Source organism: Zoogloea oryzae (genome assembly GCF_030161255.1).
Taxonomy (GTDB): Bacteria; Pseudomonadota; Gammaproteobacteria; order Burkholderiales; family Rhodocyclaceae; genus Zoogloea; species Zoogloea oryzae.
In genome coordinates this window covers 1-19380 of the sequence record NZ_BSPX01000079.1, presented here as the reverse complement: position 1 = coordinate 19380, position 19380 = coordinate 1, and the positions used below count along the sequence as shown (strand labels likewise).

Annotated in this window: 15 protein-coding genes and 1 pseudogene; 6 read left to right on the top strand and 10 right to left on the bottom strand. The window is 66.3% G+C overall.

Annotated features, from left to right (window positions below; all coding sequences use genetic code 11):
• Both QQK25_RS19265 and QQK25_RS19260 read left to right on the top strand, forming a co-directional pair.
• On the top strand, window positions 1-2391 hold a 2391-nt coding region (locus tag QQK25_RS19265), incomplete at its 5' end, for a DEAD/DEAH box helicase (RefSeq protein WP_284189408.1).
• Window positions 2392-2521: 130 nt separating this feature from the next.
• On the top strand, window positions 2522-5701 hold the full coding sequence (locus QQK25_RS19260) for a hybrid sensor histidine kinase/response regulator (RefSeq protein ID WP_284189407.1): 3180 nt from the start codon (window positions 2522-2524) through the stop codon (window positions 5699-5701).
• 12 nt (window positions 5702-5713) lie between these two features.
• Here QQK25_RS19260 and QQK25_RS19255 read toward each other — a convergent pair whose 3' ends face one another.
• The 6 genes and pseudogenes from QQK25_RS19255 to QQK25_RS19230 form a co-directional block, all read right to left on the bottom strand.
• The gene (locus tag QQK25_RS19255; RefSeq protein ID WP_284189406.1) at window positions 5714-8011 is read right to left on the bottom strand and encodes a PAS domain-containing hybrid sensor histidine kinase/response regulator; all 2298 of its coding nucleotides are present in this window, start codon (window positions 8009-8011) and stop codon (window positions 5714-5716) included.
• A 286-nt stretch (window positions 8012-8297) separates the two neighbouring features.
• Window positions 8298-8792 (bottom strand): annotated as a pseudogene (locus QQK25_RS19250) (REP-associated tyrosine transposase); the annotation flags it as partial.
• 198 nt (window positions 8793-8990) lie between these two features.
• On the bottom strand, window positions 8991-10271 hold the full coding sequence (drt2, locus tag QQK25_RS19245) for an antiviral reverse transcriptase Drt2 (protein WP_284189404.1): 1281 nt from the start codon (window positions 10269-10271) through the stop codon (window positions 8991-8993).
• A 381-nt stretch (window positions 10272-10652) separates the two neighbouring features.
• Window positions 10653-11279: a putative outer membrane beta-barrel protein gene (locus QQK25_RS19240; RefSeq protein WP_284189403.1), complete on the bottom strand. Its 627-nt coding sequence runs from the start codon at window positions 11277-11279 to the stop codon at window positions 10653-10655.
• A 116-nt stretch (window positions 11280-11395) separates the two neighbouring features.
• Window positions 11396-11740: a hypothetical protein gene (locus QQK25_RS19235; protein ID WP_284189402.1), complete on the bottom strand. Its 345-nt coding sequence runs from the start codon at window positions 11738-11740 to the stop codon at window positions 11396-11398.
• 241 nt (window positions 11741-11981) lie between these two features.
• The gene (locus QQK25_RS19230; RefSeq protein ID WP_284189401.1) at window positions 11982-12380 is read right to left on the bottom strand and encodes a hypothetical protein; all 399 of its coding nucleotides are present in this window, start codon (window positions 12378-12380) and stop codon (window positions 11982-11984) included.
• Between the two features lie 872 nt (window positions 12381-13252).
• Between QQK25_RS19230 and QQK25_RS19225 the strand changes: the two genes are divergently transcribed.
• The 4 genes from QQK25_RS19225 (at window position 13253) to QQK25_RS19210 (ending at window position 15800) form a co-directional block, all read left to right on the top strand.
• On the top strand, window positions 13253-13945 hold the full coding sequence (locus QQK25_RS19225) for a sigma-70 family RNA polymerase sigma factor (protein ID WP_284189400.1): 693 nt from the start codon (window positions 13253-13255) through the stop codon (window positions 13943-13945).
• Window positions 13946-13947: 2 nt separating this feature from the next.
• A complete protein-coding gene (locus tag QQK25_RS19220) occupies window positions 13948-14763 on the top strand; it encodes a cupin domain-containing protein (protein ID WP_284189399.1) in 816 nt (271 codons plus the stop codon).
• 102 nt (window positions 14764-14865) lie between these two features.
• Window positions 14866-15444 (top strand): ferritin-like domain-containing protein, encoded by a 579-nt coding sequence (locus QQK25_RS19215; protein WP_284189398.1) that lies wholly within the window; start codon window positions 14866-14868, stop codon window positions 15442-15444.
• On the top strand, window positions 15444-15800 hold the full coding sequence (locus QQK25_RS19210; RefSeq protein ID WP_284189397.1) for a c-type cytochrome: 357 nt from the start codon (window positions 15444-15446) through the stop codon (window positions 15798-15800). Before QQK25_RS19215 ends, QQK25_RS19210 begins: the two co-directional genes overlap by 1 nt.
• 13 nt (window positions 15801-15813) lie before the next feature.
• Here the strand turns inward: QQK25_RS19210 and QQK25_RS19205 are convergent, their stop codons facing one another.
• The 4 genes from QQK25_RS19205 to QQK25_RS19190 form a co-directional block, all read right to left on the bottom strand.
• Window positions 15814-16767 carry a D-2-hydroxyacid dehydrogenase gene (locus QQK25_RS19205; protein ID WP_284189396.1) on the bottom strand — a complete coding sequence of 318 codons (954 nt, stop codon included), beginning with the start codon at window positions 16765-16767 and terminating at the stop codon, window positions 15814-15816.
• Window positions 16768-17113: 346 nt separating this feature from the next.
• Entirely contained in the window at window positions 17114-17725 is a 612-nt protein-coding gene (gene cobO / locus QQK25_RS19200; protein WP_284189395.1) for a cob(I)yrinic acid a,c-diamide adenosyltransferase, read from the bottom strand.
• A gap of 127 nt (window positions 17726-17852) precedes the next feature.
• Window positions 17853-18635 (bottom strand): ABC transporter ATP-binding protein, encoded by a 783-nt coding sequence (locus tag QQK25_RS19195; protein ID WP_438696531.1) that lies wholly within the window; start codon window positions 18633-18635, stop codon window positions 17853-17855.
• The coding region (locus tag QQK25_RS19190; protein ID WP_284189393.1) for a FecCD family ABC transporter permease at window positions 18632-19380 on the bottom strand (749 nt) is incomplete at its 5' end. The genes QQK25_RS19190 and QQK25_RS19195, both read right to left, overlap by 4 nt.

Genomic DNA, 19380 nt, shown 5'->3' with positions numbered 1-19380 from the left:
CAGCCACCCGGCGCCGCCACGCTGCCGCTCCTCGACGTACCGTGCCAACCGCTGCTGCACCTGCAGACGCTGCAGTGCTGGAGCTGGCGCAAGCACCGGGGCTACGGCGTGGACTACGCCGGGCGCGAATACGACGTGGCGGTGCCCGCCTTTGCCTACGGCGAGGCCCGCTTCGAGCCCGGCTCGATCCACGATGTGACCGCCCTGCCCGACGGCCGCGCGGTGCGCGTCAAGCGCGACCCGGCCCGCGAGGAAGCCGCCTGGCGGGCGCTGCTCGGCGCCGGCTTCCAGCCCGTCAAGCCGGCCTGGCTGGTGACCACCGGGCCGCGCCCGGAAGGCATGCTGGGCCTCGAGAGCGAAACCCACTGGAGCCACTTCTTCACCCTCACCGCGCCGGCGCTGCGGGGCGCCGGCTGGCAGATCGACTGCCCGAAGGATTTCCGCCACCGGGTGCTGGTGCCCACCGACTGGCACGTGGACATCGCCGACGCCGACGCCGACACCGACGAAGACGAAGGCAACGGCTGGCTACAGGTGTCGCTGGGCATCGAGGTGGACGGCCGGCGCATCGACCTCGCGCCCATGCTCCACGCCGTGTTCAGGCAAGACCCGCGCTGGCTCGACCGCAAGCAGCTCGAAGCCATCAGCGACGACGCCCGGGTGCTGGTGCAGCTCTTTGATGGTGAACGCGTCGCCCTGCCCGCCGGGCGCATCAAGCCCCTGGCGCGCACGCTGGTGGATCTCTTCGACAGCCCCTCGGCGAGCATCAAGGTGTCGCGCTTCGACGCCCCGCGGCTGGCCGAAGCCCTGGCCGACGGCTGGCAGGGCGACGCCCAGGCCGACGGCTGGCAGGGCGACGCCCAGGCGGTGCTCGACAAGATGATCGAGCGCATCCGCGGCGCCGGCCAGATCGCCCCGGTGGCCGCGCCCGAAGGCTTCGCGCTGGATCTGCGCCCTTATCAGCTGGAAGGCCTTGCCTGGCTGCAGCACCTGCGCGCCCACGGCTTCGGCGGCATCCTCGCCGACGACATGGGCCTCGGCAAGACCGCCCAGACCCTCGCCCATCTGCTCACCGAGAAGCACGCCGGCCGGCTGGACAAACCCGCGCTGGTGGTGCTGCCCACCTCGCTGGTCTTCAACTGGCAGCGCGAGGCCGAGCGCTTTGCGCCGCAGCTGCGCGTGCTCAACCTGCGCGGCAGCGGGCGCGCCGCCAACTTCGAGAAGATCCCGGCCCACGACGTGTGCCTCACCACCTATCCGCTGCTGTGGCGGGATCGGGAAAAGCTCGCCGCCCACGCCTACCACTCGCTGATCCTCGACGAAGCCCAGACGGTGAAGAACGCCGCCAGCCAGGCCGCCCAGGTGGTGCGCACCCTCCGGGCCGAGCACCGCCTGTGCCTCACCGGCACGCCCCTCGAGAACCACCTGGGCGAGCTGTGGAGCCAGTTCGACTTCCTGCTGCCGGGCTTCCTCGGCGACACCAAGGACTTCGCCGCCCGCTGGCGCACGCCCATCGAAAAGCGCGGCGACACCGTGCGCCGCGAGATCCTCGCCCGCCGCATCGCGCCCTTCATCCTGCGCCGCCGCAAGGAAGAAGTCGCCAAGGAGCTGCCGCCCAAGACCATCGTGGTGCGCAGCGTCGAGCTCGAAGGCCGCCAGCGCGATCTGTACGAGACCGTGCGCGCCACCATGGACGCGCGCATCCGCGACGAGATCGCCGCCCGCGGCTACGCCCGCAGCCAGATCGTCATCCTCGACGCCCTGCTCAAGCTGCGCCAGGTGTGCTGCGACCCGCGCCTCATCCACACCGACGCCGCCGCCAAGGTGAAGGAACGCGCCAAGCTCGACCTGCTGATGGACATGCTCCCCGAGCTGGTCGAAGAAGGCCGCAAGGTGCTGCTGTTCTCGCAATTCACCAGCATGCTCGGCCTCATCGCCACCGAACTCGACGCCCGCAAGATCAAATACGTCACCCTCACCGGCGACACCGCCGATCGCGAGACGCCGGTGCGCCAGTTTCAGGACGGCCCGGTGCCGGTCTTCCTCATCAGCCTCAAGGCCGGCGGCGTGGGCCTCAACCTCACCGCCGCCGACACGGTGATCCACTTCGACCCCTGGTGGAACCCCGCCGTCGAAAACCAGGCCACCGACCGCGCCCACCGCCTGGGCCAGACCAAGGCGGTGTTCGTCTACAAGCTGGTGGTCGCCGGCTCCATCGAAGAGAAGATCCTCGCCCTGCAGGAAAAGAAAGCCGATCTCGCCGCCGGCATCCTCGCCGAGGATCACGAAGGCACGGTGAAGTTCGGCGAGGACGACATCCGCGCCCTGCTGGCCCCGCTGCCCGAGGTCAAGAGCGAGGCGAAGAAGCCCGGGCGGCCAAGAGAGGGTTAACCGCACTCATGAACCGCGCCTGACAGCCGATATCACCGTGGGCCCGACGCATCCGTCGCGCCCACGGTGATTCAGGCGGGAGGATCGGCGCGCATCCGCGCCCCCGCATCAGTTGAAGTGGGGATTTGCAATGTTTCGAACGCTCAGCGTAAGAAAACAGCTGTTGGCGGTGGCGGCGGTGGTGGTCGCCTTCTTTTTCTACCTCGCCTCCATCGTCTGGGAAGAGACGCAGACCATCACCGAGGCCGCCGACGGCATGGGCCAGGGAAAGGACGTGATCGCCGACGTGATGCCGCCGCCGCTCTACGTGCTCGAAGCCCAGCTTGCCGCGCTCCAGCTCCTGAACGCCTCGCCCGAGCAACGCGAATCCCTGTTCAGGACACTGCAGGCCCTGAAAGCCGTTTATGACGAGCGGAACGCCTACTGGGCCACCCGGGCGCTTGACCCGACGGTGAAGGCGGCCCTCCTGAGCACCCAGAAGGAAACCGCCGACGCCTACTGGGCGCTGCTGCTCGGCCACTACGCCGCGGCCGCCCGCGCCCACGACACAACCCGGCTGGAAGCGCTGACGCCGGAGCTCTGGCGGCGCTACCACACCCATCGCAGCGCCGTGGACGTCACGGTGCGGCTCGCCACCCAGTACGCCGATCACACCGCGGCAACCCTCGCGCAGACAGCCGCCGATTCGCGCCTTTACGCCTCGGTGCTGACCCTGCTGGGCGCGCTGGTCGCCGGCGCGCTGATGCTCCTGAGCGCACGCTGCATCCTGTGCCGCCTGGGCGGAGAACCGCTGGCCATGCAGAAGGCGGCGCGCCAGTTTGCCTCGGGCGACCTGACGGCCGTCCTGAAGCCCGAATACGGCGGCGAGGACAGCCTGGCCGCCTCCCTCGTCCTCCTGCGCGACAACCTGCGCAACACCATCGAGATGCTGACGGAGGAGCGGGCGCGGCTGCGCACCCTGCTCAACACCCTCCCCGATCTGGTCTGGCTGAAGAGCCCGGATGGCGTGTTCATCGCCTGCAACGAAAAGTTCGAGCGCCTCGTGGGGGCCGGCGAGGCCGACATCATCGGCCACGTGGACCACGACTTCTTTCCCCCGACGCTGGCCGACGCCTTCCGCCAGCGCGACGCCGAGGTGATCGCCAGCGGCCAGCCCAGCGTCACCGAGGAGACCGTCACCTACAAGAGCGACGGCCACGAGGAGATTCTCGAAACCATCCGCACGCCGATGCGCGACGCCGCCGGCCGCCTGATCGGCGTGCTGGGGCTGGCGCGGGACATCACCCACATGCACCGGCTGATGGACGACCTGACCGCGGCGCGCCTCGAAGCCCAGCGCTCCAGCCGCGCCAAGAGCACCTTCCTGGCCAACATGTCCCACGAGATCCGCACCCCGATGAACGCCATCATCGGCATGGCCGATCTGGCGCTCACGACCGACCTGAACCGCAAGCAGCTCAATTACATCAGCAAGGTCAAGGTGGCCTCGGAGAGCCTGCTGAACATCATCAACGACATCCTCGACTTCTCGAAGATCGAGGCCGGCAAGCTCACGATGGAGAAGTCGCCCTTCCTCCTCGACACCATCTTCGACCAGCTCTCCGGCGTCGTGGCGCTGCGCGCCGAAGAACAGGGCGTCGAGCTGCACTACGACATCGGCGACGACTCGCGGGTCCTCGAAGGCGACCCCTTCCGGCTGGGCCAGGTGCTGATCAACCTCGTCACCAACGCGGTGAAGTTTTCCGCCGGGGGCACCGTGCTGGTCAAAGCCGATACGGTGTCCGTGGGCGACGACGAGGTGGAGCTGCGCTGCTCGGTCGCCGACCAGGGGATCGGCATGAGCCCCGAGCAGGCTGCCAGCCTCTTCCAGCCCTTCACCCAGGCCGACACCTCGACGACCCGCCAGTACGGCGGCACCGGCCTCGGCCTGTCGATCAGCCGCCAGCTGGTCGAGCTGATGGGCGGCCAGATCCGGGTCGAGAGCGGGCTGGGGCAGGGCAGCACCTTCCACTTCAGCGCGCGCTTCAAGACCCTCGGCCCCGACCGGCGCCAGGGCATCGCCCAGTTCGGCGCCCGCCTCGCCGAGCACGCCCACCGGCCCGTCCTCATCATCGACGACAACCCCATCGCCTGCGCCATCCTCGAACGCATGATCAGCCAGCTTGGCCTGCGCACCGAGGTGGTCATGAGCGGCAGCGACGCGCTGAAGAAGATCGAGGTCGACACCCCGCCCGACTACCTGATGTTCCTCGTGGACTGGCGCATGGCCCGCCTCGACGGCGTCGAGACGATCCGCAAGCTCAAGCGCCGCTACCGCAGCCTGGGCCGCACGGCGCCGCCGATGATCCTCGTCACCGCCTTCAGCCACCACGAGGAGATCGACCAGATCAGCGGCGAGATCGACGGGCTGCTCGCCAAGCCGGTGAGCGCCCGCCACCTTTACGTCGAGATGGCCCACTGCCTGGGCCTCGCCGACGACGCTCCCCACGACAGCGAACGCCGCCAGCCGCGGGTTGCCAACTGGTCGCGCTTCCGCAACCTGGACATCCTGGTCGTCGAGGACGTGGAGGTGAATCGCGAAGTCATCGGCGAACTGCTGGCCACCTCCGGGCTGATGGCGCGCTTTGCCAAGGACGGGCAGGAGGCGCTGCTGGCCGTCGAGGAGCGCTGCCCCGACCTGATCCTGATGGACATCCAGATGCCGGTGATGGACGGCTACGCCGCCACCCGGCGCCTGCGGGAGATTCCGGCCTATCGCGACGTGCCGATCATCGCCCTCACCGCCAACGCCCTGCTCGACGAACAGGAGAAATGCCTCGCCGCCGGGATGAACGCCCACGTGGCCAAGCCGGTGCGCATGGACGACCTGTTCGAGCAGATGTCCCGCTGCCTGCCCGATCACGGGCACGACAACCCGGCCGAGCCCGAGGCCCCGGCCGAAACCACGCCCTCCCCGCCCGCGCATCCCGCCGTGCCCGGCATCGACGTCGCCGTGGGCCTCAGCTACGTCAAGAAGATCGACCTCTACCGGCGCCTGCTCGCCAAGTTCCGCGACACCACCGGGCGCCGCTTCGAGCCCGACTACGCCCGCGCCCTCGCCGACGAAGACTGGGAAACCCAGGCCCGCCTCGCCCACACCCTGAAAGGCATCGCCCGCACCCTGGGCGCCTACGACCTCGGCGAAGCCGCCGCGGCGCTCGAAGAGGCGGTGGACCAGCGGGCCCGCGATCTCATCCAGGCGCGCTTTGCCCTCACCCGGGAAGCCCTGGGCGTGGTCCTTGCCGGGCTGGAAGACCTGAAGGACGGGTAAGCCGCGGGGCGATCACGGCCCCGCCTGGCTGCCCAACCACTTCAACAGCGCCTGGTAGAGCCTGTCGGGATCGACGGGCTTCGAGACGAAGTCATTCATGCCCGCCTCCCGGCAGCGCGCCTCGTCCTCGACAAAGGCATTGGCCGTCAGCGCCACCACGGGGATGCGCTGGCCGCCATCCAGTTGCCGGATGGTCCGGGTTGCCGTCACCCCGTCCATCCTGGGCATCTGCATGTCCATGAGGATCAGGGCGTACGTCCCCGCCGGCGCGCTGCGAACCATGGTCACGGCCACTTCGCCGTTTTCTGCCAGGTCGCAGACCAGGCCCGCGTCCTCCAGAATTTCCTGGGCAACCAGCTGGTTGATCTCGTTGTCCTCGGCCAGCAGGATGCGGGCGCCGGCAAACTTCTGCTGCAACTGGGCAACGACCTCGCTTTGCGGGGCGAGGTCGGCCTCATCGCACGCCTGGCTGGCCTTCTTCAGGCTTGCAGTGAACCAGAAGGTGCTGCCTTCACCCAGCACGCTCTCGACCCCCGCGTCGCCACCCATCAGCTGGGCCAGCCGACGGGCGATGGCCAGCCCGAGTCCGGTTCCACCGTAACTGCGCACCGTCGAGGTGTCGGCCTGCTCGAACGGCGTGAACAAGCGGCCCAGGGCCTCGCGGGAAATGCCGATGCCCGTGTCGATCACCTCGAACCGGATCAGGATCGACTCCTCATCCTCGTGCTGCCGGAGGGTCCGGATGGTCACCGAACCCGTCTCGGTGAATTTCACCGCGTTGCTGACCAGGTTGAGCAGGGTCTGGGTCAGGCGCGTCAGATCGCCGAGCAACTGCTGCGGCAGGAAGTCCACCTCGGTCCTGAGCTGGATGCCCTTGGCCTTGGCCGATTCCGCCACCATCGAGCACACATTGACCGCCAGCACGCGCACATCCACCGGTTCTTCCGACAGCTTGATCTTGCCGGCTTCGATCTTCGAGAAATCCAGGATGTCGTTGATGATGCCCAGCAGATGCTTGCCGGCCGCCTCGATCTTCACCAGCTTCTCGGCCGTATCCGGCTCCTGGGGCTTGCGGCGCAGCAGGCCCGAGAGCCCCAGGATCGCGTTCATCGGCGTCCTGATCTCGTGGCTCATGTTGGCCAGGAAGCTCCCCTTGGCCAGACTCGCCGACTCGGCGGCCCGCTTGGCGTCGGTCAGGGCCGCGGTGCGCTCCTCGACCATCGCCTCCAGGTGGTTGCGATGGCGCTCCAGCTCCGCTTCCGCCACCTTCAGCTTCGTCACATCCACCGCCACCCCCACCCACAAATCCCCCTGCGGGCCGGGAATCGGCGCCGACCGCACGTGCAGCCACACCTGCCGCCCATCGGCCGCGTTGAACAGCAGCACGCCCGAATACTGCATCCGCTCGCGCATGCAGTACGCCTCGTCCTCCCGGTACTGGGCGTAGGAATCCGGCGCCATCAGGGCAAACAGCGGCTCCGCATTCTCCATCAGGTCGGCCGCATGGAGCCCGAGCATCTTCTCGATCCCCGCGCTGATGTAGCGGAAGCCGCGCCGGCCTTGCCGCAGCTCGAACTGATAGACGAAACCATCCGGCAGGTTGTCGCTGAGGGCGCGCAGCTGCGCCTCGCTCTCCCGCAGGTGAACCTCACTCTCCGCGTATTCGTGTTCGATGCGCTGGGAATTCATGCTGATGAGGGTCAGCGTCACCAGCTGCACGGTGAGGATCTGCGCCAGCGCGTAGAAGCTGCCAAAGCCCTTCAAGGCCTCGAAAGCCGTGCTGGTGTTCGGGTCGATGAACTGCTGGCCGATGCGCACGAACGAAAGGACGCCATACACCGCCAGCCACACGGCCAGCATCACGTCGTTCGACCCGAAGTATTTCGGCCGGAACCGCAAGGTGAGGGCCGCCGTCGTCAGGCTCAGGATGCCCGCCAGGGTGCAGTAGATGAGGATGCGCGTGTCGAGCTGGGCCGGGTCCAGGCTGAAATAGCCGAACACGCACAGGAAACCGAGGGCCAGCAGCCCTTCCCAGCGATGGCTGACGGTAAGGCCGCGAAAGACGATCATCCCCCGCAGCAGCAGCACCAGGCCGCCCAGCAAGAGCCCGTTGCGCACCACCACCACATGCCATAACGGCGGCAGCGCCCCGGGAACCAGCATCGCCGCCCCGAGGGCCAGGCACGCCACCCCCGCCGTCCAGAACCCGAAGCCGGGATACGTCTTGCGGGTGCGCAGCGCCACGAACATCACCAGCGCCGCCGCCGAAGAGAGCAATGCGTTGGTAATCAGGAGGGTGGCGGTATCCATCGGGTGTACCTGTCGTGTGATCGAGCGGCGGCTTGACGGGCCGATCCGGAACCTCACCGCATCCCGCCAGGCACCGGACGGACCTGGCCAGCGACACATCACCCGGCCTTGCTCAAGGTGTTGGTGCAGGGAAATGCGGATTGGTTCTGGCCAGCGCCCACGCCGGGCACCACGGCCAGAAGGCTTTAACGGCAGGGAGTGGCGGGGCCTTACGGGTACGCGAAACAAATGAATCCGGGCGCCCCGTAGGTCGGATTAGCGCAGCGTAACCCGACACCACCCACCGCTACTCCCGCCCCACACCCTCAAACCCCATCGCCTCGCGCCCCCAATCCGCCGGATACACCCCCGCCTGTACGAACCGCGCAAAGCTCGACCACCGCCAATCCCCCGCCGACTTCACCAGCCCGTGCTTCACCGGGTTGTAATGGATGTAATCCACATGCTGGGAAAGATCGGCCTCATCGCGGATCTGGTGTTCCCAATAACGACGCAGCCAGATCCCCCGCTCGCCCCTCGCCTGCCGCGCCGCACCCGGCCCCTGCAGTAGCGCATCCGGGCTATGCTTCGAGAACCACGTCTTCACCAGCCGCCAGCGCGTCGAAAAATCCCCATCGCCCGGCGGCAAGGTCCAGATGCAATGCAGGTGACCCGGCATCGCCACAATGGCGTCGATCTCGAAGGGGCGGGATTGGCGGACGGCACGGAAGGCGTTGCGCAGCACGTCGAACGCTTCATCCAAAACCAGAATCAAGCGCCGGCCATCCGTAACAAGAGTGAAGAAAAAAGAACGGAGTAGAGGGTCACGCTTCGCTAGCCCGAGCTAAGCGGGCTGGCGTGACGCGCATTTCGCATAGGATGAAAATAGAAGGGACAGCAGCGGTCCGCGATAAAGTCAAAGAAACAACTGACATTGCTGAGATCAAGCCTCCGATTTCATACAATAGCAATCCAGTTGCTACAAACCATCACATTCGGACTAGATTCGACTATTCGCGTCTTCTATACGTTTTAAAAGCCTTGGCCAAAGAGGCCGGAGCTGACGCCGAATTCCACGAGACTGCATAACCGCCGCAGCTCTGAGCCCGTATCTAATGAAGTTGCGTTTGCCTAGGTGAGAATATCGCTCATACAACTGTCGCCGCCATACACCCTTAACCCCCTTCGTAAACTTGTACTTTCTCGCAGTCTGCCTTGCAAGGCTGACGCCCCTGCGATATTTTTCGGAGAACTTAGCGAAAGCCGCAGAACGGATCAACTTTCTTGAGCCATCGAAAGTAAATCCTAGATATTGAAGTGGGCGCTCTGCAACCAAAACTCCCGCAATCTCACGAAAAAAAATAGACTCCGTCTTCTTTTCATTAATTTTCAGACCGAACTTTGAAATCAAATTTTCGACCAGTTCCAAGACACCAACTTCATTTCCAAATGGAATTACGCACAAAATATCATCGCAATAACGGTAATAGGTACCACCGCGCGACGCAACCTCCGCCCGAAGCACCCGATCAAACTCAAGAAGATACAAATTTGACAACATGGCACTAATTGGGGAGCCTTGGGGTATTCCTTTGACCTCACCATGACGTCGAACCAAACCAGAATAACGAACCTTTTCTCTAAAATCTCTTGGAGAGCAAAATCGAGAAGGTGCGCGCGGCGCGTTATTCTCTGAAAAACCTAGAAGATCGAACAACTCACCCTTAATAACATAAGAGTAGTTGGTCAATGATCGAAATACTGCGTAATGATCTTTCGGCAGCGATTCAAACCCAACCAAATCAATCCAAGCCTTCTTTAAGATTTGGTGATCAAGGTTATCAAAAAATCCCGTTATATCCGTTGCAAAAACAAAACACTCACCTACACGACAAATCTCATTAAACGCATCATTCGCGAACTCAATGTTCGATTTTCCAAGGGAACGAAATGCGAGAACAGAGCCACCCAAACCATAACACTTTATTCTCTCCTCGTACGCCGCCCCTAAAACATGACTGTAATATGCGTAAATGTGAGCGTCTGCATGTGAGGCAAAGGCAATGTGACGTAGCTTTGGATCTTTACGATATACCTTGCGCGTAACGCTATTCTTAGCAACTTTTTGAGTTGTTACGCCATATCGAATGAATGGATAAAATGAATGTCGGGCGACTTTATCCGGATTTTGAGCTAACTTCTCGGCCCCAACCAAACCAAGTGGGGCGTCAAAATGAACATACCCCCTCGGCTTATACCAAGGATGCTTTTCTTTTTTCATCACTAAATTAGCCAAACCGGAGAAGGGAAAAGACTGCGGCCATCTTATCACCCCTTCTCCGGCATAACCGGGTGTCCATAGACACCATCCGCGTAGTAAAACTGCGCGCCGCGCACTTGCTAAACATGGTTTATCATGTTGATTTACAACTACTACTCAAAGGATACTTTCTAATGAAATTAATCTTCTTTCGCAGCTGGCGGATGGCAATTCTGCTGATCAGTCTGATCAGCGGACTTGACATCCAGCAACACTCCCTTCGATCTACATCAAAGGCTTGTTGATTTTAAAGCTCAGCATCAATTAGGTCAATATTTTGATGACAAAGTACATTTCTTATTCCATTTAAAATCCGTACTTTCTCCTCATCAAGCATCCCCCTCAAAACCGCCACGTCCCCTCCACGATATACGCATCGCTCACATGCGCGCCCGTGTGCATGTTCCAGCTTCTGGCCCATCTGAATTCAAGCTCGGCGTTTTCCGACAGTTCGAAGCTCGGCCCCAGCCTTAGCTTGTGCAGGTCGTGGTCCTTGCCGGCGTCGAGGGCGCGTTGGTGGCGGTAGCCGAGCATGAGTTCGACGGGGCCGATGGCGTAGCGGAAGCTGGGTTCGGCGTACCAGTAGAAGTACTTTTCATCCCCCTGCACGGCGTGGCCGGCGAGGGCGCGCAGGACGAGACGGGTGTCGGGGCCGAGGGTAAAGTTGTGGCGCAGGCGGATGGCGAGCTTGCGCTCCGTGCTGCGCTCGCCGCTGTCGTGTTCATGGGCGCCTTCGATGAGGGCTTCGACCATGTGAATCCACGGGTTGTCGAGCGTGATGCCCGGTACGAGGGTGAGGCTGCGGCTTTGCCAGGCGTTGCGGGCGCCGTTTTCCAGTTCGTATTCGATGCCGAGCTTGGCCTTGCCGGGTTCGTTCTCGTCGGCCGGGGCGGGGGCCGGGCACAGCAGCAGGGCGAGGCTGGCGACGGCCGGGGCGAGTGCGCGCCAACCTGAGTGCAGATGCGTCATGGGTTTCCGTTTCCGGGCCGGGCTGCCCGCTGTATGTCGAGCGCGGCGCCCGGGGGCGGCCGCTACCTGATCGGGCCATTGTAAGAGGGAACGGAAACAGTGCGCCCCGGATGGATCTAGTGGAGGGTTGGTTTGTCGCGGGGCGGGGCGATGGCCTCCAGGCCAGCGTCGTCGTCGGGACGGTCTTCCGGGCTGCGGCTGCGCACACTGACAATGCGGCCTTCGCGCAGGGCTTTCAGGGCTTCTTCACGCCTTTTGCGGGCGGCCTCGAAGGCTTCCTCGATCTCGCGTTCAACCGCCTGGGCGACAAGCATCTCTTCGTAGGCGACGGTGAGGGCGTCGATGCTGGATTGGAGTTGGGCGCGCTTTTCGGGGGACATGGCCTGAAGGCGGTGCAACAGCTCGATGTCTTCCTCGATCTGCTCGTCGGTGGGCGCCTTGATGGATTTGGGCTTGGACATACGTCCTCCTGGGGGGTGGAAAACAACGGGTTGCGGGGCTGCTCAGGGCCGGCACGACGAACGGTGGCGCAGGTGTGCACCATCGGCACCGACCACACCCCGGTGGGCGGGTGAGTGGTGGTTCCCCTCGGGCTTTACGGTGATACGCCGCGCACGGAAACCAAAAAAAACGGCGGCGTAGCGGCCGCCGTTGCCAAAAACCGCCCCGCGCCAAGGAGTAGGTACGCGGGGCAGCGCGGACTCAGTGGTTGCCGGGCGCGGCGCTGGTATCGCCGTCGGTCTTCCTGGCGGTGCTGCTGTGGCGGGCGTAATCGGACTTCTTCTTGATGCCCAGCGACGCCAGCTCGTTGGAGCTGACCCCATAGATGACGCGCACCTCGTTCTTGGCGCCGAGGATGACGTTGCGCAGGGCGCGACGGCCGTCCATCACCGCGTCGCGGGCGGCGGCGAGGGCGTTCTCGGCCAGCAGCACGTCTTCTTCGGCGGCGAGCAGCTCGTTGTAGGCGGCGGTGGCGGCCTCGACGCTGTGGGCGGGGTTGTGGGGGGTGTATCCGGGGATGGCCTTGAGGGCGAGATAGGAATCGATGTCGGCGTCGGCTTCCTGGGCGGTGACCCGGGTGTCAGGCTTGATGTTGGACATGCTGCCTCCTGTGGCGGATGGGGTGGTCTGGACGCATCTACAGTACAGCGATGTTAAATCAATATGCCATTTACAGTAAAGACCAATGTACTACCTGTACGCCATTCATATGACTTGAAGGATGGGCTGCCGGGTGCGGATGGCCGAACGCTGCGCCGGCGGCCGACGAAAGCCTGCCGGGGCATGAGCACCCACTGCGGGCCAGGGGCGAAGAAGTGGCAGCGGCAGAAACACCGTTTCGGCGCCGGAAACGGTGTTGCGGGGGCAAGAAACTCGATTTCGCGGCCTGAAACCGCGTTTCAGGCGCTGAAAGCACGATGATGGCGCCCGAAACCTTCTTTCAGCGCGTGAATCATGGTTTCTGAGCCGAGCAACATCGATTCACGCGCTGAATCGGAGTTTCACGGCGCAAAGATCAACATTCTTCCGCAGTATTTTTGGTCTTCGCGCAGAACCGTCGGGAGCTCGCTTGCAGCCCCCGCTGCTGTGCGAGGCGATCAGGGTGCGAGCTGGCGCACGAGCCGGAATCCACCGCTGGTGAAGCGCATGTCGGCATATGCTCGACCGCGGTTTGCCAGGCGGACGACATCGGGGGCGCTGCCCCCCATGACCCGCCGGTCTTCGGTGAAGCCCTTCTCCCAGGCATTGCCGTGCGTGTCGTACAGGGAGAGTTCGCTGGAGTGAAGCGGGCGGACGGGCCGGGTGCCCCTGCCCTCGCGCGGATGTTCTTTTTGCGGCGCGCTGCATCCGGAAGCGGTCGGGCTGCGTATCCTTGAACGGGAACGCGGAAGCCGGGCAGGCCAGCCCGCCGCAATGGCCCGACGGGCCAAGCAGGACGATGCCGCCGGCACCGGCAGGAAGGAGCACGAGGCATGATCGAGGACATTCAGCCGGCCTTTGCGGCTGACGCAGCAGCCCTGAACCCGGGCTTGCTGGAGGCCGCGGACGAGACGTCCGACAGCGGCAGCGCGGATCTGTGGTCGGCGGCGCCGGACACCGCCGAGCTGGTGGCGCTGATCGCGCGCATCCAGCGGGAAGACGCCGACGCCCTGGGCGCACTGTACGACCGGACCAGCGGACGGGTGTACGGGCTCGCCCTGCGCATCGTGCGCACGCCCGCCGCCGCCGAGGAGATCGTGGAGGACGTGTTCTTCCAGATCTGGCAGCAGGCGGCACGCTACGACCCGGCCCGTGGCCGGCCGCTGGCGTGGATGCTCACCATTGCCCGCAGCCGGGCGCTGGACCATCTGCGCCGCGCCGATCCGGCCACGCTGCACCCGGAGCCGGAGATCCTGATGCGGCCCGACGACGCCGACGAAGCCGCCCTCAATCCACAGAACCTGCTGTCGGCGTGCCGCAACCACGCCCTCCTCCACGCCGCGCTGGCGGCCCTCGATCCGCTGCCGCGGCAGCTGCTGGCCCTGGTGTTCTTCCGCGGCCTGACCCACGAGGAAGTCGCCGAGCAGGCCCGCCTGCCCCTCGGCACCGTCAAATCCCACGTCCGCCGCGCCCTGCTCAGCCTGCGCGGCACCCTGGCCGCCACCATGGACCGGAGCCTGACCTGATCATGGACACCAAACATCTGCTCGACCCCGACGACCCGACCACCGCCCGCGAGGTGGAGGACGGACTGCTCGAATCCCTCGGTCCGGTGCACTTTCCGCCCAAGCGCGCCGAGGCAGTGAAGCTGCGCCTGCTCGACCGCATCCGCGCCAGCCGCGAGGCCGGCAAGGACTTCATCCGCATCCGTTTTGACGAGGGCGAATGGGAGAGCCTTGTGCCGGGCGTGCGCGTCAAGCGCATGCAGGGCGATCAGCGCGCGGCGCTGCTCGAACTGCAGCCCGGTGCGGCGATCCCCTTCCACCGCCACCATGAAGACGAGGAGTGCCTGGTGCTGCGCGGGCGCGTGGAGCTGGGCGAGGTCAGCGTCGGCCCGGGGGACTACCACCTGGCCCCGTCGGGCAGCCGTCACGGCATCGTCCGCTCGGCCGGGGGTGCGCTGATCTACCTGCGCGGCACGCCCATCGGCCATCCGCTGGCCCTCGCCCGGGACATGATCACCGCCCTGCTGCCCGGCGAGGACGTCGTGCCGATGACGATCCCCCGGGATGAAGGGCCGTGGGCGCACCACGCGCCGGGGGTGGATCTCAAGCTGCTGCGCGAAGACGGCGGTCGCCGCTCGATGCTGCTGCGCCTCGAACCCGGCGCCGGGGCCGAGCTGGCCTTCGGGGCAGCCGACGACTGCCTGCAGCTGGAAGGCGAAGTCAGTGTGGACGACGTGCTGCTGCGGGCCGGCGATTTCGGTCGTCCCGCAGGCGCCGGCAACCACCGGCGCGTGACGAGCGCGACCGGCGGGCTGATGTTCATGAGCTGCGCCGGCTGAGGGGTGGCGGCGACGCAAAAAAACCGTCGCCGCCTGCATCCGGATGCCGATCGGGTGCGTAGAGAGGTTGAAGCACCCCTCAACCCCCCAGGAGATCCGATCATGACCACCCTTCTCGTTCCGGCCCGCCGCAGCTTCCTGTCCTCGTCCGGCAAAGCCACCCTCTCCGTCGCCGCCATCGCCCTGCTCGCCGGGCGCGCCGACCTCGCCTCGGCCGCCACCGGCGATGCCGCCAAGGACGTGGACATCCTCAACGTCGCCCTCGGCCTGGAGCACGAGGCCATCAACGCCTACCAGCTGGGCGCCACCAGCGGCCTGCTGCAGAAGCCGGTGCTCGACGTGGCGGTGCTCTTCCAGTCCCACCACAAGAGCCATCGGGACGCGCTGATTGCCACCATCGAGAAGATGGGCGGCAAGCCGGTGGCCGAGAAGTCGATCAACGATTACGCCAAGGCCCTCAATGCCGCATCGCTGACGAGCCAGGCCGACGTGCTCAACCTGGCCGCCCGGCTGGAGATGGGGGCCACCAATGCCTACCTGAGCGTCATCCCGGCCTTCAAGGACCACAACCTGGCCCAGATCGCCGGCCGCCTGGCCGCCGACGAGACGATGCACTGGACGGCCCTCACCAGCGCGCTCGGCCGCCCGCTGCCCACCAAGGCCCTCAGCTTCGGTGCGTGATGCGCGCCCACCACGTCGCCCTGACCTGCCTGGCCGTGCTGGCCACGCAGGCCGGGGCGGACGAAGCCCTCGACGCCAAGGCGCTGTACGAAGCCCGCTGCGGCGGCTGCCACGCCCTTGATGCAGACCGGACCGGTCCCCATCACGCCGGCGTGTTCGGCCGCAGGGCAGGCAGCGTGGCGGGCTTTGCGTATTCGCCCGCGCTGGCGGGCTCAGGGATCGTCTGGAATGAAGTGACGCTGGAGCGCTGGCTGCAGGACCCGGAAGCCCTGATCCCCGGCCAGCGCATGAACGTCCGGGTGAGCGACCCGGCCGAACGCCGGGCGATCATCGGCTATCTGCGGGCGGCGCGCTGAGCCCGCCCGGGTTTCACGCCACCCGGTTCACCGGCTCGCCCCGGGCGAAGGCCTCGATGTTGTCGATGAGCTGGTCGGCGAGGGTCTGCATGGCTTCGCGGCTGGACCACGCCACGTGGGGGGTGAGGATGAAGTTGCCGGCGTCCAGCAGGTCCGGCGCGAGGAGCGGGTTATCCACCGGCGGCTCGGCGGTCAGCACGTCGAAGCCGGCACCGCCGATGCGGCGGGCGCGCAGGGCGTCGGCCAGGGCCTGCTCATCCACCAGCCCGCCGCGGGCGGTGTTGATGAGGAGCGCGGTGGGTTTCATCGCGGCCAGCTCGGCCGTGCCAATGAGATGGCGGGTGGCGTCGGTGAGGGGGCAGTGCAGGCTGATGACATCGGCCTCGCGGATCAGTTGCTCGAAGGGCAGGTAGCCGGGGCGACAGGTGGCGGCGCCCTTGTGCTCGCCAAACACCACCTTCATGCCAAAGGCCGCCGCGATGCGCGCCACGCCCTGCCCCAGGGTGCCGCCACCGAAGATGCCCAGGGTCTGCCCGGCCAGATCGCGGATCGGGTAGTCGAAATAGCAGAACTGCTCGCTCTGCTGCCAGCGCCCCGCCGCCACCGAACGGTGAAACGGCCCGATCTGCCGCGCCAGCGCCAGCAGCAGCGCAAACACGTGCTCGGGCACCGTCTCGCGGGCATAGCCCCGCACGTTGGACACCACGATGCCCCGCGCCCGGCAGGCGTCGAGATCCACGTTGTTGTAACCCGTGGCCGCGATGGCGACCATCTGCAGATTCGGTAGCGAATTGATGATGTCGGCGGTGAGCAGGCGCTTGTTGACCACCGCGATGGTGGCGTCCCGCAGCCGCTCGGCCACCTGGGCCTGGGCAGTGGCTTCGTGCTCGGTCCAGGTGTGTTCGAAGGCGGGACGACGCAGATCGGCGACCAGCGCGCCGGCTTCGATGGAGACGATGTGGTGCATGGTGGGGGCAGACTCGGATCGGCGAAGCCCCGAGCTTACCCCGCGCCGGGCAGGCGGCAGAACCGGGGTTTTCCGCAAGGCCCGCCCAGGCAATGCCCTGTAGGTCGGACTTCAGTCCGACAGCACGGGTTGATCGGGCAGGGTTTGTCGGACTGAAGTCCGACCTACGGATCGAGGGGTGCGGCCGGGCGGGGGTGCGGCGGATCGGGCGCGACATCGGCCGCGTCGCCCCGAAAAGACAAGGCACGACCCTGTAGGTCGGACTTTAGTCCGACAGCGCGCGGGTTGAGCGGGCCGGGTTTGTCGGACTGAAGTCCGACCTACAGATCGGGCGGGCGTCTTGCGCTCAGAACTCCACGCCGGCCTGGGCCGCGATGCCGGCTTTGAAGGCGTGCTTGGTGGCGCCCATGTCGGTGACGGTGTCGGCGACCTCGACCAGCGCGTCCGGCGCGGCGCGGCCGGTGACGATGACGTGCTGGTGGGCGGGGCGGGCCTGGAGGTCGGCGATGACCTCGGCCACGTCCAGGTAGGCGTACTTCAGCACGATGTTGAGCTCGTCGAGGATCACGAGGCCGATGGCCGGGTCGCGCAGGAAGGCGCGGGCCTGCTCCCAGCCGGCCCGGGCGCTGGCGATGTCGGCGGCGCGGTTCTGGGTGTCCCAGGTGAAGCCATCGCCCATCACGTGCCAGCTCACGCCGGGCTGCTGGCGGAAGAAGGCTTCTTCGCCGGTATCCGAGCGGCCCTTCACGAACTGCACCACGCCGCACTGCAGGCCGTGGCCGAGCGCGCGGGCGAGCACGCCGAAGGCGGCGCTGGACTTGCCCTTGCCATTGCCGGTGTTCACCAGCAGCACGCCGCGCTTGTCGGTGGCGGCGGCGATGGCGGCATCCACGACGGCCTTCTTGCGTTCCATGCGGGCCTTGTGGCGGGTGTCGAGGGAGGAATCGGTGTCGGTCATGGGGTTCTCTCGTTGGGGTTTTTGTGGGTTTCTGTAGGTCGGACTTCAGTCCGACAGCGCGGGTCGATCAGGCAGGGTTTGTCGGACTAAAGTCCGACCTACAGTCCGACCTACAGGTCGACCTTATTTATACGGGCACGAACAGCGTGTCGTCTCCATCCGCCACGGCGCGCAGGGGGTGGCCGAAGGCGGCGGAGAGGCGGTCGACGGTGAGCACGCTGGCGGCGGGGCCGATCACGTGGCCGCCTTCGCCGTCGAGCAGCAGCACGTGGCTGGCGTAGCGGGCGGCGAGGTTGATGTCGTGAAGCACCATCACCACGCCGGCACCGCCTTTGGCGAGGCCGCGGAAGTGATCGAGCACCGCCACCTGATGATGCAGATCCAGGTGGGCGAGCGGCTCGTCGAGCAGATACAGCCGGGGCTGCTGCACCAGCAGCGCGGCGATGGCGAGGCGCTGACGCTCGCCGCCCGACAGCGTGGGCACCTGACGCTCGGCAAAGCCGGCGAGGCCCATCGTCTCCAGCGCGGCGAGAGCGATGGCTTCGTCCTCCTCGCCTTCCCAGTCCCAGCGGCCCAGATACGGGTGGCGCCCGACGAGGGCGGTTTCGAGCACGGTGGCGCTGAAGTAGTCGGGCTGGCTCTGGGCGAGCAGGCCGCGCAGGCAGGCTTCATGGCCGCGAGGCCAGTCGCCGTAGGGTTTGCCGGAGAGCAGCACGCTGCCGCCGGCGGGCGGGCGCAGGCCGGAGAGGGTGTGCAGCAGGGTGCTCTTGCCGGCGCCGTTGCGGCCGAGGATGACCAGGGTGTCGCCGGGCTGGAGGGTGAAATCCAGATCGCGGCACACGCGGTGCCGGCCGACTTCGACGGCGAGGGCGTCGGTGCCGAGCACCGGGGGACGGGCGTCCATCTTCATCGCGGATGCCTCGTCAGCAGGAAGAGGAACACCGGCACGCCGAACAGCGCGGTGAGCACGCCCACCGGCAGCTGGATCGGCGCGACCACGGTGCGGGCCGCCGTGTCGGCCGCGGTAAGCAGCACGCCGCCGGCCAGGGTGGCGGCGGGCAGCAGCAGGCGCTGGTCGTTGCCGATGGCGAGGCGCACCAGATGGGGCACGATCAGCCCGACGAAACCCACCGAACCGACAGTGGTGACGGCCACGCCGGTGAGTAGCGCGCCCAGGCCATACACCAGCGCGCGCAGGCGGCCGACGCGCACGCCGAGCGCCCGGGCGGTGATCTCGCCCCGGGAGAGCAGGTTGAGCTCCCGGGCGAAGGGCAGCACGGCCACCAGCCCCAGCCCCAACACGACAAGCGCCGGCCACGGCTGGCTGACGCTGCTGGCGTCGCCCATCAGCCAGAACAGCATGCCCTTGACCCGGCCTTCCGGGGCAAGACTAAGCATCAGCGCCACCGCCGCGCCGCAGCCGGCGGCGACGATGACGCCGGTGAGGAGGAGCCGGGTCTGCGTCCACGAGCCGTCGCCGTGGGCGAGGCCGAAGACCAGCAGGGTCGCGCCCAGCGCGCCGATGAAGGCGCCGGCGTCGATCCAGCCAGAGGCGGCCCCGGCCAGGATCGCCCCCAGCGCACCCACCGCGGCGCCGCCGGAGATGCCCAGCACGTAGGGGTCGGCCAGGGGGTTGCGCAGCAGCACCTGCATCA

Excerpts from the sequence above, each read along its gene's own strand:
- QQK25_RS19260 (WP_284189407.1), top strand. The coding sequence starts at position 2,522 with ATGTTTCGAACGCTCAGCGTAAGAAAACAGCTGTTGGCGGTGGCGGCG.
- QQK25_RS19255 (WP_284189406.1), bottom strand. The coding sequence starts at position 8,011 with ATGGATACCGCCACCCTCCTGATTACCAACGCATTGCTCTCTTCGGCG.
- drt2 (WP_284189404.1), bottom strand. The coding sequence starts at position 10,271 with ATGAAAAAAGAAAAGCATCCTTGGTATAAGCCGAGGGGGTATGTTCAT.
- QQK25_RS19240 (WP_284189403.1), bottom strand. The coding sequence starts at position 11,279 with ATGACGCATCTGCACTCAGGTTGGCGCGCACTCGCCCCGGCCGTCGCC.
- QQK25_RS19235 (WP_284189402.1), bottom strand. The coding sequence starts at position 11,740 with ATGTCCAAGCCCAAATCCATCAAGGCGCCCACCGACGAGCAGATCGAG.
- QQK25_RS19230 (WP_284189401.1), bottom strand. The coding sequence starts at position 12,380 with ATGTCCAACATCAAGCCTGACACCCGGGTCACCGCCCAGGAAGCCGAC.
- QQK25_RS19225 (WP_284189400.1), top strand. The coding sequence starts at position 13,253 with ATGATCGAGGACATTCAGCCGGCCTTTGCGGCTGACGCAGCAGCCCTG.
- QQK25_RS19220 (WP_284189399.1), top strand. The coding sequence starts at position 13,948 with ATGGACACCAAACATCTGCTCGACCCCGACGACCCGACCACCGCCCGC.
- QQK25_RS19215 (WP_284189398.1), top strand. The coding sequence starts at position 14,866 with ATGACCACCCTTCTCGTTCCGGCCCGCCGCAGCTTCCTGTCCTCGTCC.
- QQK25_RS19210 (WP_284189397.1), top strand. The coding sequence starts at position 15,444 with ATGCGCGCCCACCACGTCGCCCTGACCTGCCTGGCCGTGCTGGCCACG.
- QQK25_RS19205 (WP_284189396.1), bottom strand. The coding sequence starts at position 16,767 with ATGCACCACATCGTCTCCATCGAAGCCGGCGCGCTGGTCGCCGATCTG.
- cobO (WP_284189395.1), bottom strand. The coding sequence starts at position 17,725 with ATGACCGACACCGATTCCTCCCTCGACACCCGCCACAAGGCCCGCATG.
- QQK25_RS19195 (WP_438696531.1), bottom strand. The coding sequence starts at position 18,635 with ATGAAGATGGACGCCCGTCCCCCGGTGCTCGGCACCGACGCCCTCGCC.